The organism is Acidobacteriota bacterium (genome assembly GCA_016208495.1).
Taxonomy (GTDB): domain Bacteria; phylum Acidobacteriota; class Blastocatellia; order Chloracidobacteriales; family Chloracidobacteriaceae; genus JACQXX01.
In genome coordinates this window covers 14,208-29,926 of the sequence record JACQXX010000161.1, presented here as the reverse complement: position 1 = coordinate 29,926, position 15,719 = coordinate 14,208, and the positions used below count along the sequence as shown (strand labels likewise).

The window sequence follows — 15,719 nt, the reverse complement described above, 5'->3', positions numbered from 1 at the left end:
GGTGACGGCGGTGGCGGTGCTCCCCGATGGTCACCGGCTGGTTTCGGCGTCCTGGGACGGTATGCTCAAGGTGTGGGAGATGGCGACGGGAGAGGAACTGGCCACTCTCACCGGGCACGCTTCTCGGGTGACGGCGGTGGCGGTGCTCCCCGACAGTCGCCGGCTGGTCTCGGCGTCAGAGGACAAAACGCTCAAGGTATGGGAGGTTGAGACGGGAGCGGAACTGGCCACCCTCACCGGGCACACTTCCTGGGTGACGGCGGTGGCGGTGCTCCCCGACGGTCGTCGGCTGGTCTCGGCGTCCAGGGACCACACGCTCAAGGTGTGGGAGGTGGCGACGGGAGAGGAACTGGCCACTCTCACCGGGCACACCAGCGAGGTGACGGCGGTGGCGGTGCTCCCCGACGGTCGCCGGCTGGTCTCGGCGTCCAGTGACCACACGCTCAAGGTGTGGGAGGTTGAGACGGGAGCGGAGCTGGCCACCCTCACCGGGCACACTTCTTGGGCAGTGGCGGTGGCGGTGCTCCCCGCTAGCCGCTTGCTGGCCTTGGCGTCCTGGAACCTCATGCTTAAGGTGTTGGATGTGGCGGTGGAAGCAGAACTGACCACCCTCACCGGGCACGCTTCTTGGGTGAGGGCGGCGGCGGTGTTCCCCGACGGTTGCCGACTGGCCTCGGCGTCAGAGGACAAAACGCTCAAGGTGTGGGAGGTTGAGACGGGAGCGGAACTGGCCACCCTCACCGGGCACACTTCTTGGGTGACGGCGGTGGTGGTGCTCCCCGACGGTCGTCGGCTGGTCTCGGCGTCATCTGACCACACACTCAAGGTGTGGGACGTAGAAACTCGACAGGCGCTCTTGACCTATTTCGGCGATGCACCATTTTTGAGTTGTGCAGTTTCGCCAGATGGAAAAACAATCTTTGCTGGTGATGCACTTGGCCGAATCCACTTTCTGAAACTGGAAGAAGCCTGCAATCAACTGCTCATTACAAACAAACCGAACAAATACTTTTTACCTGCAATTGAGGAGGAGGAAAGACCAATGTCACTTGATTCTTTAAACCGCAAGCGGCTGCTGGACCTCGAAGAGCTTTTAACTGATCAATTTGAAAGGCTCTTTGAATTTCAAAAGGAACTTGGGATTACCGCGTCAGCACCCCAAAGGTTTGAGATGAAAAAGCGAATTGATCGTGAAGTTAAACCAGCCATTCAAGATCATCTGGTTGACTATGCCAGAACATTCGCCAGTTTGAATATTGAAACAACGCTGACTCAGGCTGAAGCCGAACAAACTGTGACTGAGATTTCCCAGGCGGTAACGGCGCTCCAGGTCAGGCCAGAAAATACGGAACTGGTGAAAATGGTGTCGGAAATTCACGAAAAGCTCCATGCGCCGGGGAAAACGGCTACGGCAAAACTCAAGGTGACCATTCCAATCATTCCGAAGCTGGTTGAATATGTGCTTGAAGCCGACACCGAATCTGGTTTGATGGCGGCCTGGAATGCCATTCGGGCACGAATCAGCAAAAAGGCCCAGCTAAACCCTTAGGTGGCTCGCCAGAACCGGTAGGGCCTGAGCCGAGCCGCCAAGACCCTCCAAAACCTACCCCTTCATTCAAAAAATACCTCTTTACAGGTGTGGCGGTGATGGTGTTGTTAATTGCCGTTTCGATTTTCTTGAAAAATTTACCACCTGCCCCACTTCCTCAATTCTTCACAAACCCTATAGGAATGGAATTTGAGTTGATTCCAGCAGGGAGTTTTCAGATGGGTTCACCAGATAACGAAGCCATGCGAGACACATGCGAAGACACCCAGCATTGGGTGACCTTCAGCCAGCCATTTTACATGGGCAAATATGAAGTGACCCGGGAGGAGTGGGAGAAGGTCATGGGGGTCAATAACAATTCCAAACTCGAAGATAAGAGGTTGCCGATGGCGGGCGTAACGTGGGAGCATTGCCAGTCATTCTTGCAAACGTTGAAGGAGAAGACAAAAAACGACGGCTATACCTACCGGTTGCCAAGCGAAGCGGAATGGGAATATGCCTGTCGGGCTGGGACAACAACTCCCTTTTCATTCGGAGAAAATATCACGACAGACCAGGTAAATTATAATAGGACTCAGCCTTATGACAGTCCTCCGACAGGGGAGAACTGCGGAACAGCAACCTCAGTGGGGAGTTTTCCAGCCAATGCATGGTGCTTGCATGACATGCACGGGAACGTGCGGGAATGGTGCCAGGACTGGTATCACCCGAACTACAACAGTAACGATAGGCCGACAGATGGGCGTGCCTGGGAGGGGGGGACCGATAATCCGTTGCGCGTGATGCGGGGCGGTTGGTGGGACGGCTGCGCCAGGGACTGCCGGTCAGCCTCCCGTTACAAACACAACAAAAGTAACCCCCACCTGAGCTACGGTTTTCGGGTAGTTGCAGAGAAAACCTCGGCTCCTTGGTATTTCCCGTGGAAATGAACAAAATCTCAAAGACGAATATTGATTCTAAAGAACTTACCGGTTCAGGTTTTCATCGAAATACTAATTTTCACGGCAAACACCAAAGAGCCAAAATCTCATGAAATTAGCCAATTGATAAATAAGCTCGGCTTGATTTGGATTTCCGCCCGGATGGGCGATGGATAGTAGCCGGTGTGGAAGCCTGCTTTGAGGCGCACCCACCGGAAACCGTGTTCCACCCCAGATTCGCGCCCGGATGGGCGCTGGAGAATCCATCATGTCATCAACCCATTTTAGTTTGCATTACCACATTGTATTCAGCACCAAACACCGCCAGCCGGTCATTGCTCAGGATTGGCGACCTCGACTTCACGCATTCATCGGTGGCGCAGTACGAACTTTGGGCGGCATTCCGGAAATGGTTGGAGGAACGGCTGACTACGTTCATCTTTTGATAAGCCTGCGAACAAACCACCGCCTGGCGGATGTGATGCGGGATGTCAAACACAGTTCTTCACAATGGATTCACGAAGAGTTGAACTTTCGGAGTTTTGGGTGGCAGGATGGATATGGTGTGTTTACGGTCAGCCCAACCACCATTGACAAGGTAAAGAGCTACATTGCCAACCAGGAAGAACATCACCGAAAACGGACCTTCCGCGACGAGTATCTGGATTTGCTGAGAATGAGTGGTATTGAATTTGACGAAACCCTCATTGAATAATCTGGTTCCAGCGCCCTGGCGGGCGCAAATCGTGGGGGGACATTGTTCCGGTGGGTGCGCCTCAAAGCAGGCTTCCACACCGGCTACTATCCATCGCCCTGCGGGCGGAAACCGTTGATGAACGCAAGCTGAACGAACTGTTTGAAATTTCGGTGGGTGCGCCTCAAAGCAGGCTTCCACACCGGCTACTATCCACCGCCCTTCGGGATGCTCAATCCAATTCATCACGTGTATCTTCCTGCTGGAGCGCAATCAAAAACCTGCACGTGAAAGGTTCAGAGTATCGTCTTCAGACGAGAGGGTTTCATCGTTCGTCCCATTTGGCAAACCTCACGCCTGAAGGCGTTACTCTGAACCTTTTCGCTACTTGCGATTGCCGGCCAGATTTCCCCACTCGCCGGATTGGATAAAGGAAGCCCAGTAAAACGGATGGCGGCGTTTGGGGTCGTTCAGCATCTTGAGTTGCACCCGGCGGAGCGCATCGCTGCGGCCTTCTCCGGCTTTGAGTCGGGTGTAATAGTCAACCATCAATTCCCGCGTCGCGCGGTCTGACACCGACCACAGACTCATCAGTTGCGCTTCGCTCCCGGCCAGGACCAGGGCGCGCCGGAGTCCATACACGCCGTCTCCGGTTTTTGCTTCGCCGACACCCGTTTCACAGGCGGAGAGCACGACCAGTTTGGTGCCCCACAAATCCAGTTGCGCCGCCTCCAGCGCCGTCAAGGTGCCGTCGTTTTCGTCGGACCCTCCGTGGTTGGCACCGGCAAAAAATAGCCACGACCGCAGAAGTGGGTTTTCAACTTTGAGTTTTTCGACGTCAATGGCGGCTCCAATCCGTTTTTCATCTTCCGAGGCTGGAAGCACTGCCCGTGCCTCCAAAAACTGACCATGCGTCGCAATGTGCAGCAGTTCCGGTCGCTGGATTTGTTTGAGCGCCGCTTCGGTGGCGTCAGCCTGCATTTTGATTTCAGCGTTGGGAAAGAGCGTTTTTAAGGACCGTCCTTCGAGCTTTGTCCCTACCAGTCGGGCCAGTGGCGCAAATTGCTTTCCAGCCAGGAGCGGCCCTTTGCCTTCCGCATAATCCGGATCCGCCAGGATGACGGGCGCCGTGCGGCTCTCAAGCTTCACGGCCAGCCGCAACAGATCACGACCGCTGGTCAAATAGGTCAGGCGGTGGCTTTCAAGCAGGAATTTTCCTTTTTCATCAGCCAGCGCGGCAAATGGAATCAGGCTCAACGCTCCATCCGGCGAAATCAGCAACTGGTTGGCTTTTCCAATCAGCGCGCGAATGGGTTGGACGACCAGCCGATTCAATTCCTGGGCGGCGGGCGTGACCTCGGTTTCAAGTGCGGTTTTGGGACTGCTTAACGCTTTGTGCAAACTGGCGGCGCTCTGGTCAATCCGTTCGGCGGGACCTAAATCGGCAAAATTGATATTTCCTTTCTGATCAAGGGTATAGACCACATATCGGGATTCGCCGGATTTCCCGGTTTTCGGGTCAAACGGCTGATACACGGCATATTCGAGCAGCAGGGCCCTGGCTGGAATCTGCTTTTGCACGCTTTCCAGTTTGATTGGGGCCGTTTGAGCTTGAAATTCCTTGCTCCGCTGGCCGATGTCGTTTTCCAGTTTTTCTTTTTGTTCTTCAAGTGACCGAATGAGCGCCTGATGGTCTTCGGGCTTCTTTTGGCCGGGGCCGCGTAGCGTCAGAGCCGAAATTTGACTGGCCAGGGCGGCATATTCGTCCAACAGGCGTTGTGTCTCAGGCGTTTGTTGCCGGCGCAGCGTCTCGATAGCCGAAGCCAGGGCATCGAGCGCCCGCCCTTTGCGTCGCAAGACCAGCGTTAACGCCGTCTTGCGGGCATTGAGATTGTTTGGCGCATCCTGCACGTTGAGCGAAATGGTGAGATTGGTATCTTTGTTAGTTTGATGGAGATAGAGCAGCTTTTGTCGTTCGGAACCCGAAACCAGATTCCGAACCAGATCGCGTTCGGTGACGTCATTGGCCCGCGTTTGGAAATCAACCGCCTGGGTCACATCGCCTTTGGCCTGATACAAACCAGCCAGATTCTGGAGCGTAGCTGCAACATCCGGATGATTCGGCCCCAGCAACTTTTCCCGAATCGCCAGCGCCCGTTGATACAGCGGTTCGGCCCGGTCAAGGCGGTTGGTGGAAACATAGAGATAGGCCAGATTTTGGAGACTGGTGGCAAGGTCAGGGTGATCGGCGCCGTATGCCTTTTCATAAATGGCCAGCGCCCTGATGAACATGGGTTCGGCCTGGACGGCATCACCTTTGGAACGGAAGTAGAAAGAAGCCAGGTTGCTGAGGATGAAGGCAACATTCGGATGGTCCTTGCCCAATACTTTTTCCCGAATGGCCAGCGCCCTGAGATAGAGCGGCTCCGCCTTTTGGAAGTTTCCCTGCTTCTGGTAAATCTCAGCCAGATTGTTGAGGTTGGTGGCAACCAGGGGATGGTCGGGGCCCAGGGCTTTCTCCCAAATTGCCAGCGATTGTTCCATGAACGAAGCCGCCCGGGCATAATCGCCTTTCAGTTTATAGAGTCCTCCGAGATTGTTGAGGCTGGCCGCGACATCTGGGTGAGCCGGTCCCAAGGCTTTCTCCCTGATGGCCAGCACCCGTACTTTCAGCGGTTCAGATTGCGTGTACTCCCCCATGGCGTCATAAAGTGACGCCAGATTGTTGAGGCCATCGGCCACACTCGGATGGTCCGGTCCGAAGGCTTTCTCCCAAATTGCCAGCGCTCGTGCATAGAGCGGCTCGGCTTTTTTAAAATCGCCTCGGGTGTAGTTCAAAACTGCCAGATTGTTGAGGGCCTGGGCGACTTCGGGATGAGTAGGCCCAAAAATCTTCTCTTTGATGGCCAGCGATCTCAAATACAGCGGCTCCGCTTTGGCAAATTCCGCTTTGGATTTGTACAGAAAGGCCAGATTGTTGATGGTGCTGGCGACGTTGGCGTGTTCGGGACCAAACACCGCTTCCCAAATTGGCACGACCCTCAGAAACAGCGCCTCGGCGCGGGCATAATCACCCTTGATAAAATAAACCGTCGCCAGGTTGTTGAGTCCTTCGCCAACCGACTGATGGTTGGCGCCCAGGGCCTTCTCTTTGATCGCCACTGACCGCTCAAAAAGCTGCGCCGCCTGGTCATACTCACCTTTGGAATAATGGACGATTGCCAGGCTGTTCAAACTCTCGGCCAACTGACGGTGCTCAGGGCCAAAGACCTTTTCGCTCTTTTCTACGGCCTGCTGGGAGAGCATCAGCGCCTGATCAAACTTTCCTGAATTGGTCAGGCCCTGGGTTTGTGCGATGAGTCGGTCAATTTCAACCAGCGCCTGATCTTGTTCCGTCGCGGGGACGACTTTTTCCGGCTCAATGACATAGGTGCCCGATTGAGACGTTTTGGCAGGTGATTCAATTTCCAACAGGTAACTGCCATCAGCCGGGGCAATAAACATCATCGGCTCTGCGCCCTGTGAACCGTTGGGGCTGTCAACTTCAACCATGACCTTCCGATCCGGGCCAAGCAACCGCACCACAACATCAATTCCCTTTTGGACGACGTCCAGTTTCAGAAAATCATTGGCCTTTAATCGGACCGGGTAGGTGTGTTTTTCGCCGGCGTTCATCTCACGCTCAAATGGCGGCTGAAAATCAAATGGCGAAGTGGGCGTTTGGGGTTGACCCAGAGTGAGGATGGTCGAGACCTCCAGAATCAGTAACCCAATGAATACACAACAGATCCAGCGAAAGATCCAGCCTCGCATATAGAAAAATCTCCGGTTCGAAAGGTGAGGAACAGATGGGAAACGGCAGGTTCAAAAGGCAGGTATCCTACCGAAAATTTCAGGATCTTTCTAACCACGAAACACACGAAACACACGAAAAAACTGGCCGGACCGTGGGCTTCGCACCACGGCTATGACACAACGACTCTGCGGGCCTAAAACTCTTTCCTGGTGCTTTTAGAGCAAACCTGGCATTTCAGTTCGAAATTTTCCCGGCTGAGGTACCGGCAAGGTAGCCGCTGGCCCAGGCCCATTGGAAATTGAAGCCGCCGATGCGACCGTCTACGTCGCAGATTTCTCCGCAAAGGTAGAGCCCTTTGCACAGGCGGGATTCCATGGTGTGGAGGTGAAGTTCCGTCAACGGGACGCCGCCGGCGGTGACTTCGGCAAAGTCAAAGCCGCGATGACCGGCATTTGAAAGCGAAAGCTGGGTGACGTTGCGGGCGAGCGTTCGGCGCTGGTCGCGGGTCAACTGGTGTCCGGCAACGGTGGGGTCTACGGCTGAAAATTCGCAGAGCGCTTTGGCCAGGCGTTCCGGCAGATGGTGGCGCAGAAAACCCAATACCGTCCCTTTCCCCAGGGTTTGGAGTTCCCGGTCAAGCTCCTCCGCTGTTTGCCCAGGCAACCAGTTGATGATGAGCCGGACGTTGGGATTGTCCATTCTGGCATCCAGAAAGTACCGGCTGATGTCGAGCACTGACGGGCCAGACAATCCAAAATGCGTGCACAGGGTTGAATCGGTAAACGAAGCGAGTTTTTTTCCGGTCGGGGAGTGGACTTCGAGCGTCGCCGGAACGGTCAATCCGCTTAATCCACAAATAAAATGGTCTTTTGGCAGGGTGAGCGGCACGAGCGCCGGAAAAATCCGTTCGGTCAGGCTGTGGCCGAGTTCTTTGATGAGCCGGTAGCCAAGACCATCGGAACCTGTTTTCGGAAGACTTTTCCCACCCGTTGCCAGGATCACGTTGGGTGTTTCAATGCTTCCCCAATCGCCGGAAACGCAAAAACCAGACTCGGTTTTTTGAATGTCGGAAACTCTGCGAGGGAATTTGATGCGGACATTGACGGCGTTTGCAGCGTCAAGCAGCGCCTGCCAGACGGTTTGGGCGCTGTCAGTAACGGGAAACAGCTTGCCGGTTTCTTCGCGTTTGAGTTCGACGCCAAGTTTTCGGAAAAAATCTATCGTCTGCGCCACGTCAAAACTGCGGAGAACCTTCTTGATGGCATTGCGCGACGACCCGGCAAAGGCCGATTCATCAACATATTCCGCCGTCACGTTGCAGCGTCCGCCACCGGAAATCAGGATTTTCAACCCTGGCTTTTTGGCTCCGTCCAGCAGAATGATCGAACGGTGCGGGTTGGTTCGTCCGGCCCAAATGGCGGCCATCAATCCGGCAGCGCCGGCGCCGACAATGACAAGGTCAGCAGATTGTGGTGTGTTTTTTGCGTCCATTTTTAAGGGGTCAGGGTTCGGGGTTCGGGGTTCGGGGTTTGGGGTTCGGGGTTTAGGGTTTGGGGTTCGGGGTTCGAGGTTCGGGGAAATACAGTGCTTTTAATAGTTTAGCTTTCTCGTAATGCAAGGAAGACATTGCAAAATGGTATTGAATCCAGTTTTATTTTGTATACCTATCTCTAACCAACCACAACCATTTATGTCAGAAGCCACTTTTTTTAAGTACCTTGTCATAAGTTTCCTGAGATATTGGGTTTGGTCAGTGTTTGATCTTTTTCGTGTTTTTCGTGTTTTTCGTGGTTAAAATGTCTTGGAGTTTTCGGTAAAATACCAACCCTATAGTATCTCCCGAACCCCGAACCCCGAACCCCGAACCCCGAACCCCGAACCCTAAAACTGTGGTCTTCGACAACCGACTCAAAGCCCGCGAAAAAGCACAATCCTTTGCGAAAGAATCATTGACCAAAAATGATCCCACCAGTTGGTTTGAACAGGTCTACACGGCAGCCGCCGGCAACCCGGACCACATTCCCTGGGCTGACCTGAAAGTCAATCCGAGCTTTGTCACCTGGGTCGAACGTGAAAATCTTTCTGGTGAAGGAAAACGAGCCCTTGTTGTGGGATGTGGGCTCGGAGACGATGCCGAAGCCATTGCGGCACTTGGGTTTGAGACAACGGCGTTTGATATTTCCGAAACGGCAATTGGATGGTGTCGGCGGCGGTATCCAGATTCACCAGTTCAGTACCTGGTGGCGGATGCCCTGGCGTTACCGGATGAATGGAAGCACCAGTTTGACTTTGTCTTTGAAGCCTACACGTTACAGACGCTTCCGGTGGAAATTCGGCCAACGGTTGTGTCCAATCTGGTTCAAACTCTGGGCACTAATGGAAAACTGCTCCTGATTGCTCGTGGGCGCGACCCCGAAGACGACCCCGGCAGTTTGCCCTGGCCACTGATGAAGTCTGAACTTGATGAGTTCGTTCGCGCTGGCCTGACTCAAGTTTCATTTGAAGATTTTTGGGATCAGGAAGATCCACCCAAACGACGGTTTCGCGTCCTGTTCGTCGCGAAGTAGGAAGCAAGAGCAACTGCCTTTGCTGCCTATTTCGGAATTGGTGTGAGTTCCGGGAGCGGTTTGAATCGGTCAGAGGCGGCAAACATCAAGTCCCCTTTGTGCTGATTGGCCTTGAGCCCCACAACGTTGACCTGATCGGCAAAGAGTTCGGTCAATAATTCATTGCGAAGCTGGCCCTGGGCAAGCCATTGGGACATTGGGATTTCAATGTAAATCCAGACCATATCAACCTTTGCATCCATCCCAATCCAATTCAGGCGGAGCGCTTTGCCGCGTTCGTTGCGGAGTTCAAACCGATCTTTTACATAGGCAAACGTCAAACTTTCGGCATCCGGCGTCTGGTCCAGGACGATATGCCGTCCGGTGCGTCGGCTCAAAGCGTTGGCCAGATCGTCTGTAAAAACCCGGAGAATCATTTCAACCGATTTGGTTTTGGGATTGAATTCGAGTTGGGTAAAGCTGGCGTGGAAATCGTGCGCCGTGACGCATAGTGAATTGAAGCCAAAAACCAGGGTTGTAACCAGAAGGAATGCCAGAGATTTGAACATAACGAAACAGGGTTCAGGGTTCAGGGTTCAGGGTTCAGGGTTTGGGGCATAAGCGCCAGAATAAGGAAGTTTGAGCCTGTGTGAGACAAAGAGATGGGGAGACACGGAGACAATTCACCAGGTTTGTCAGGTTGAATCAGTTCCGATTGAGCGCGGGGGAAGGCGACTGGTTGTTTTTTCTCCTTGTCCCACGGTCTCGGCCACGTCAAACCCTGAACCCTGAACCCTGAACCCGAACGGCTATTATTTGGCCTTGAGCAGTTCTTCGATCAGGATTGAGAGTTCCCGTGGGCCGTCTTTGGGATTAAATCCGGTTTCTGTTTTGCGAAGCTTCCCATTTCGATCAATAAAGAAGGAAATTGGAACTCCACGCACGCCATAGAGTTCTTTTACCTGTTTGGCTTCAAATACCTGAAATCCCGGCTTTTGTTGTTTGACAAAGGCTTTGGCGGCGTCCAGGTCTTCATCAATGTTGATTGAGAGCAGTTCAAACCCTTTGGCTTTGTATGTTTTGTGCAAGGTGATGAGGTGCGGAAACTCCGCACGACAGGGTCCTCACCAACTGGCCCAAAAATTGAGCATGACCACCTTTCCTTTGAGCGATGCCAGATTCACTTTTTTCCCATCAAAACTGGTCAGGGTGAAATCTTTCGATGGTTTGGTGACCAGTGAGGCAATCACTTTTTCGCGCAGCCTCGAAATCCGTTTTTCAGTTGCGGTGGCGATCAGGGCAGAAGCATGAATTGAGGTGTCCGCCTGATCAAGATCTTCTAACCGTTTCCTCGCCATGGCGGAATTGTCACCTTCACTGGCAACCGATTCGGCAAAAATCTGAGCGGCTTCTCTGGTTTTGCCTTGTTTTTCATAGACCCGGCCCAGTTCATAGTTGGCATCATCGGTGTGGTTGAGTGCCAGTGATTGGGTGAGTGCGGCTTCAGCCTCTGAAAGGTTATCCAGTTGAAACTGAATTCTCCCCAGGGTTTCCAGGAACGAGGCTTTGCTCTGTTGTACCTGCTGCTGGTTATAACCCTTACCTTGAGTCAGTTTCTCTAATTCGGCAATGGCCAGTTTGGCATAGGTCAATGCTTTTTCCTGGTCAGGTCGGGTACCAGCCGTGAGGGACCAGGCAAGGTCGTTGAGCAATCCCACTTTTCGCGGTTCAATGGCCAGGATTTGTTTTACCGTAGCTTCTTGTTTCGCCGTGTCTTTGGCTTCTTTATACAGTCTGACCAATTGTTCCAACAGATAGGCCCGAAATTGCTCATCATCGGGATTTTCCTGGTTCAGGGTTTCGAGCTTTGTAATTCGGTCAGCCAGTGGTGTTTTCTGGTCTGCGTCTATCGCCTGAACTTTCCGAATCCAAAAATACCGCCTGCCAGCAAAAATGTATTGGAGCGGCTCTCCGGTATCTGTGATCATCGAAATACCCATCAGCCCAGGTGGGACACCTGGGGTGGGAAATTTTTCATTGAGTTCTTTTGTTATTTCCTGGGCAGCGATCTGGTCTTTCAGTACAAGCCAGTACGCAAGTCTGATGGCCGAAAGCAGGTTTTGGGAAGGGGGTTCAGATGTTTTCAGCGCGGTAAGTTCCTGACGCATGGCTGCCTTGGCTTTGTCAGAATACCCGGCTTTGGCCACGTTGACCGACATCACACCAATGGCGGCCTCGTAATTTTTTGGATTTTGTTTTAAGAGCGACTGATAGAGGGCGAGAGCTTCATCAAACTTCTTTAACTCCTCGACCTGAAACGCAGCCAGGCTGGCAATCATTTCATGATTGTTGGGATCAAGGGCAATGGCTTTCTTGTAAGCTTCCTCAGTTTTTACCAGGTCTTCTTTATGAAATCGGTATAAATCAATCAGCGCTGATTGGCCCACAACCGAGTCAGGTGCCACGGTACCAGCTTTTTCAAGTAAGTCTTGGATCGCTTCTCTGTCTATCAGCAGTACCCTGTTTCGAGCCAGGATCAACGGAAAAACCGGATTGGCCGGGTCTTTCGCCATTTTGTCGAAGTATTCCTGACGCACCCGATCTGGTGAGACCAGCATTAATTGAATATCAACATACAGATTGTGAAGCTTATAAGAATTGGGGTCTTTGTCGAGTGCCTCCTGAATTTTCGCCAGTGCACTTTTGTAGTCTTGAGTTCTGTAGAGTTCATTTGCCTGAGTTGCCAGTGTTTTGGCGGCATCAGACCTGGGTTCAAGTGTGTAGATTGGTGTCTGGGTTGCATTTGATTGGGCGAAGGAGGAGGCAGGTGCTCCCCAAAGCCAGATCGAAAGGCAACATATCAGGCACAATTTGATCCAGTATCGGCCTGGTTTCATCAAACGTTCTCCTTCTATGAATTGAGAATAAAGAATTTTCGTGGTGTTTGGTGACTGGTACCTGGTTCTTCGAAAGTATTGGTTCCTAAGCACCAGTCACCAGCCACTCAGTTCCGAAAAAATTCTCAATTCAGATTCATCTACCGAAACCGATCACTGGCTTTGATCAGTTCATCGGTGATTCCGGGCTCAAATGCGGAGTGTCCGGCATCTGGAATCACGTGAAACTCGGCTTCCGGCCAGGCTTTGTGGAGTTCCCAGGCAGTCATCATCGGGCACACAATGTCATAGCGCCCTTGAACGATCACCGCCGGGATATGTCGAATGCGGTCAACGTTTTTGAGTAATTGGTCTTCTTCCATAAAGATGTTGTTGACAAAATAGTGGCATTCAATCCGGGCAATCGAAAGCGCTTTGTCATCGGCACCAAACTCGGTGACCAGATCCGGGTCTGGGTACAGAGTGCAGGTCGAGCCTTCCCAGATGCTCCAAATTTTCGCGGCTTCGAGTCGGAGGGCTTCATCATCGCTGGTCAGCCGCCGATAATAGGCGTTCATCATATCGCCGCGTTCGGCTTCGGGGATGAAGTTCAAAAACGGCTCCCATTGATCGGGGTAGATCGCCCCGGCGCCATCCTGATAAAACCAGGCAAGTTCTTTTTTGGTACACAGGAAAATCCCGCGCAAAATCAGGGCCTGAACGCGCTCCGGGTGGGTTTCCGCATAGGCCAGCGCCAGTGTGCTGCCCCACGAACCACCAAACACCACCCAGGTCTCAATGCCTAAATGCTCGCGGATCTTTTCGGTGTCAGCCACCAGATCCCAGGTTGTGTTTTCTTCAAGCGAGGCAAACGGAAGACTTTTTCCTGAGCCACGCTGGTCAAACAAAATGATGCGGTAAGCTTGCGGGTCAAAAAATTGCCGGTGTTTGGGAGACGTGCCGCTGCCTGGACCGCCGTGCAAAAAAACAACCGGACGACCATTGGGGTTTCCGCTTTGCTCATAGTAGAGCGTGTGAAGGTCAGACACTTTCAACATCCCCTGATCAAAGGGTTCAATCGGATCATAGAGCGTTCGCATAGTGATGGACTTCCTGTTCAATTATGAAATGTGAGATGACGAGTGTTGTAACACACTGACCGTTCAACTTGAAGAAAAGGTTTTGAACTGCTTTGATTTCAGGGTTCTAAATCCCAATTTTCAATCCGCAACCAAATGAACAGTCATCAGCTTGAATGGAATCGTCATGGGTTTTTTGTCATCCGGCAGTTGCTGACCATGGCCGATCAACTGACCCTAAAACAGATGTGCGACCGAATTTTCGACCAGTGGCTTTCTGAATCGCTAACCCCGGCTGAAGCTGTCAACTTCACCAATCTGGCCTATTTAACTGAGCCACGGTATTTCAGCCACCATCCACGGGAACTGGTCTGGCTACTGGAACTGATGGCGAGCGAAACTATATTTGGACCGGTGCAGTTCGTTTGCGACCAGGAACTGATATTTCACAACACCCAATATTTCTTTGAACCGGCCACCCACACCCGCGATGGTGACTGGCATCGGGATCAACAATTTGGCGCCACCGATGAAGCCGAGGAACACCGTTGGATGGCCACCACGGTTGGGATCCATCTTCATATTGCCCTCGAACCTGACGACCATCTCGAAATTGTGCCCGGCACCCATGCCCGATGGGATACACCCGAAGAACGCGTCATTCGCAAAGGGTTGGATGGAAAAGCCAGAAATGCCCCGGATATGCCCGGCGCCGTCAGAATTGATCTCCAACCCGGTGATGCCTGTGTTTTTAATGCCTGGAGTATCCATCGAGGGCGGTATGTGGCAGGCAAACCGCGTCGGACATTTGATGTGATTTATGGAACCAAGCCCGACTCGTACGTGACGCCTCCGACGTGTTTTCTTGACCCACAACACCTGGATGGGTTAAGCCAATCCGCAAACCAGTTTTACTCCCGCTTTATTGCAACCTATCGTGATCTGTGGAATGACAACGCCCATGAACCCTTTTTGTGATCGAATGGCAGTGATTGGCGCCGGTCCCTGTGGACTGGCCATGGCCAAAGCACTTTCCGAACATCAGATTCCCTACGACCAGTTTGAAGCAGATGATGACCTGGGTGGAAACTGGTACCACGGTGTCTACTCGACCACCCATATCATTTCATCGAAGAAAACCACGCATTTTCCCGATTTTCCAATGCCGGCAGATTATCCCGACTTCCCCAGTTGCCAGCAGATGCTTGAGTATTTGCGCTCATATGCCCGGCATTTCAATCTTCGGCCTCAGATTCAATTTCGAACCAAAGTGATTTCGGTCAAACCGCAGCCCAATGAACTCTGGGAACTGGAATTCGAATCCGGTGAAAAACGAATCTATAAAGGGGTACTGGTGTGCAACGGCCACCATTGGGACCGCCGGTTTCCCAACTATCCCGGTCATTTTGAAGGTGAATATATCCACTCCAAGGACTATCAACATCCGGACCAGTTAAAAGATAAACGCGTGCTGGTGATTGGTGGGGGAAACTCAGCCTGCGACATTGCCTCCGAAGCTGCCCGGGTTGGGAAATCATGCGCGATTAGCCTCCGGCGCGGGTACTGGTTTTTGCCGAAAACCGTGTTTGGCATGCCGCTGGTTGAATTTATTCCGGCCTGGGCGCCGCTGTGGCTTCAGCGGCTGGTGCTCAAAGGCATTTTGAAAGTCGTGGTCGGCAACTATGAACAATATGGCCTTCCCAAACCAGACCACAATATTTTTGAAGCCCATCCCACGCTCAACAGCGAGTTGCTCCATTACCTGAAACATGGCCGCATCCAGCCCAAACCCGACATTGCCCGGTTTTCAGGCCAAACCGTCGAATTTGTTGACGGCACGAAAGCTGAGTTTGATCTGGTGGTGTGTGCCACGGGATTTCATCTGAGCTTTCCGTTTTTGCCGCCCGGAATGGTCCCGGTCACGGGAAGTCTGGCGAAATTATACGGCGGGTCGCTTCTGCCTGAATACAAACACCTCTATGTCATTGGAAGCCAGCAGCCCCGATATGGATTTGGCCCGCTCCTGACCCCAAGCGCTCAACTGCTCTGCCGGATGATCAAAGCCCAGGACGGAATGCAGTTGCCGTTGGGATTGGTTCTCAAAGAATTTGGGGTAAAGCCTCCGTCAACACACTTGCTGGATCCCCAAAAAACCCTGTCCGATTTGCGCAAGGCCCGACTCTTTTTACCGCTGTTTATCTGGTATGAGCGGCGGCTCAGACGAGGAAAAGCGAGGTAGCGAGTCGCTACCTCGCTACC

12 protein-coding genes are annotated in these 15,719 nt (G+C 52.8%); 6 read left to right on the top strand and 6 right to left on the bottom strand.

The window, feature by feature from the left end:
* The 3 genes from HY774_28785 to tnpA form a co-directional block, all read left to right on the top strand.
* The coding region (locus tag HY774_28785) for a WD40 repeat domain-containing protein (GenBank protein MBI4752507.1) at window positions 1-1,549 on the top strand (1,549 nt) is incomplete at its 5' end.
* Between the two features lie 98 nt (window positions 1,550-1,647).
* A complete protein-coding gene (locus HY774_28780) occupies window positions 1,648-2,478 on the top strand; it encodes a formylglycine-generating enzyme family protein (GenBank protein ID MBI4752506.1) in 831 nt (276 codons plus the stop codon).
* 259 nt (window positions 2,479-2,737) lie between these two features.
* Entirely contained in the window at window positions 2,738-3,184 is a 447-nt protein-coding gene (tnpA, locus tag HY774_28775; GenBank protein ID MBI4752505.1) for an IS200/IS605 family transposase, read from the top strand.
* Window positions 3,185-3,547: 363 nt separating this feature from the next.
* On the opposite strand, the gene HY774_28770 is transcribed toward tnpA, so the two are convergent.
* Together HY774_28770 and HY774_28765 are read right to left on the bottom strand one after the other, a co-directional pair.
* Window positions 3,548-6,976, bottom strand: coding sequence for a CHAT domain-containing protein (locus HY774_28770; protein MBI4752504.1), 3,429 nt, complete (start codon window positions 6,974-6,976; stop codon window positions 3,548-3,550).
* A 217-nt stretch (window positions 6,977-7,193) separates the two neighbouring features.
* Complete coding sequence (locus HY774_28765) at window positions 7,194-8,450, bottom strand: NAD(P)/FAD-dependent oxidoreductase (GenBank protein ID MBI4752503.1); 1,257 nt, start codon at window positions 8,448-8,450, stop codon at window positions 7,194-7,196.
* Between the two features lie 398 nt (window positions 8,451-8,848).
* On the opposite strand from HY774_28765, the gene HY774_28760 reads away from it, so the two are divergent.
* Window positions 8,849-9,526 carry a class I SAM-dependent methyltransferase gene (locus HY774_28760; protein ID MBI4752502.1) on the top strand — a complete coding sequence of 226 codons (678 nt, stop codon included), beginning with the start codon at window positions 8,849-8,851 and terminating at the stop codon, window positions 9,524-9,526.
* Between the two features lie 26 nt (window positions 9,527-9,552).
* Here HY774_28760 and HY774_28755 read toward each other — a convergent pair whose 3' ends face one another.
* The 4 genes from HY774_28755 to pip form a co-directional block, all read right to left on the bottom strand.
* Window positions 9,553-10,074 carry a hypothetical protein gene (locus HY774_28755; protein MBI4752501.1) on the bottom strand — a complete coding sequence of 174 codons (522 nt, stop codon included), beginning with the start codon at window positions 10,072-10,074 and terminating at the stop codon, window positions 9,553-9,555.
* Between the two features lie 243 nt (window positions 10,075-10,317).
* Window positions 10,318-10,593, bottom strand: a complete 276-nt coding sequence (locus tag HY774_28750) for a TlpA family protein disulfide reductase (GenBank protein MBI4752500.1) — start codon at window positions 10,591-10,593, stop codon at window positions 10,318-10,320.
* A 36-nt stretch (window positions 10,594-10,629) separates the two neighbouring features.
* Window positions 10,630-12,402 carry a tetratricopeptide repeat protein gene (locus HY774_28745; protein MBI4752499.1) on the bottom strand — a complete coding sequence of 591 codons (1,773 nt, stop codon included), beginning with the start codon at window positions 12,400-12,402 and terminating at the stop codon, window positions 10,630-10,632.
* 140 nt (window positions 12,403-12,542) lie between these two features.
* The gene (pip, locus tag HY774_28740) at window positions 12,543-13,481 is read right to left on the bottom strand and encodes a prolyl aminopeptidase (protein ID MBI4752498.1); all 939 of its coding nucleotides are present in this window, start codon (window positions 13,479-13,481) and stop codon (window positions 12,543-12,545) included.
* A gap of 135 nt (window positions 13,482-13,616) precedes the next feature.
* Here pip and HY774_28735 point away from each other — a divergent pair, with 135 nt between their 5' ends.
* Both HY774_28735 and HY774_28730 read left to right on the top strand, forming a co-directional pair.
* Window positions 13,617-14,438, top strand: coding sequence for a phytanoyl-CoA dioxygenase family protein (locus HY774_28735; protein MBI4752497.1), 822 nt, complete (start codon window positions 13,617-13,619; stop codon window positions 14,436-14,438).
* Window positions 14,410-15,699 carry an NAD(P)-binding domain-containing protein gene (locus HY774_28730; GenBank protein ID MBI4752496.1) on the top strand — a complete coding sequence of 430 codons (1,290 nt, stop codon included), beginning with the start codon at window positions 14,410-14,412 and terminating at the stop codon, window positions 15,697-15,699. Before HY774_28735 ends, HY774_28730 begins: the two co-directional genes overlap by 29 nt.
* Window positions 15,700-15,719: the final 20 nt, after the last annotated feature.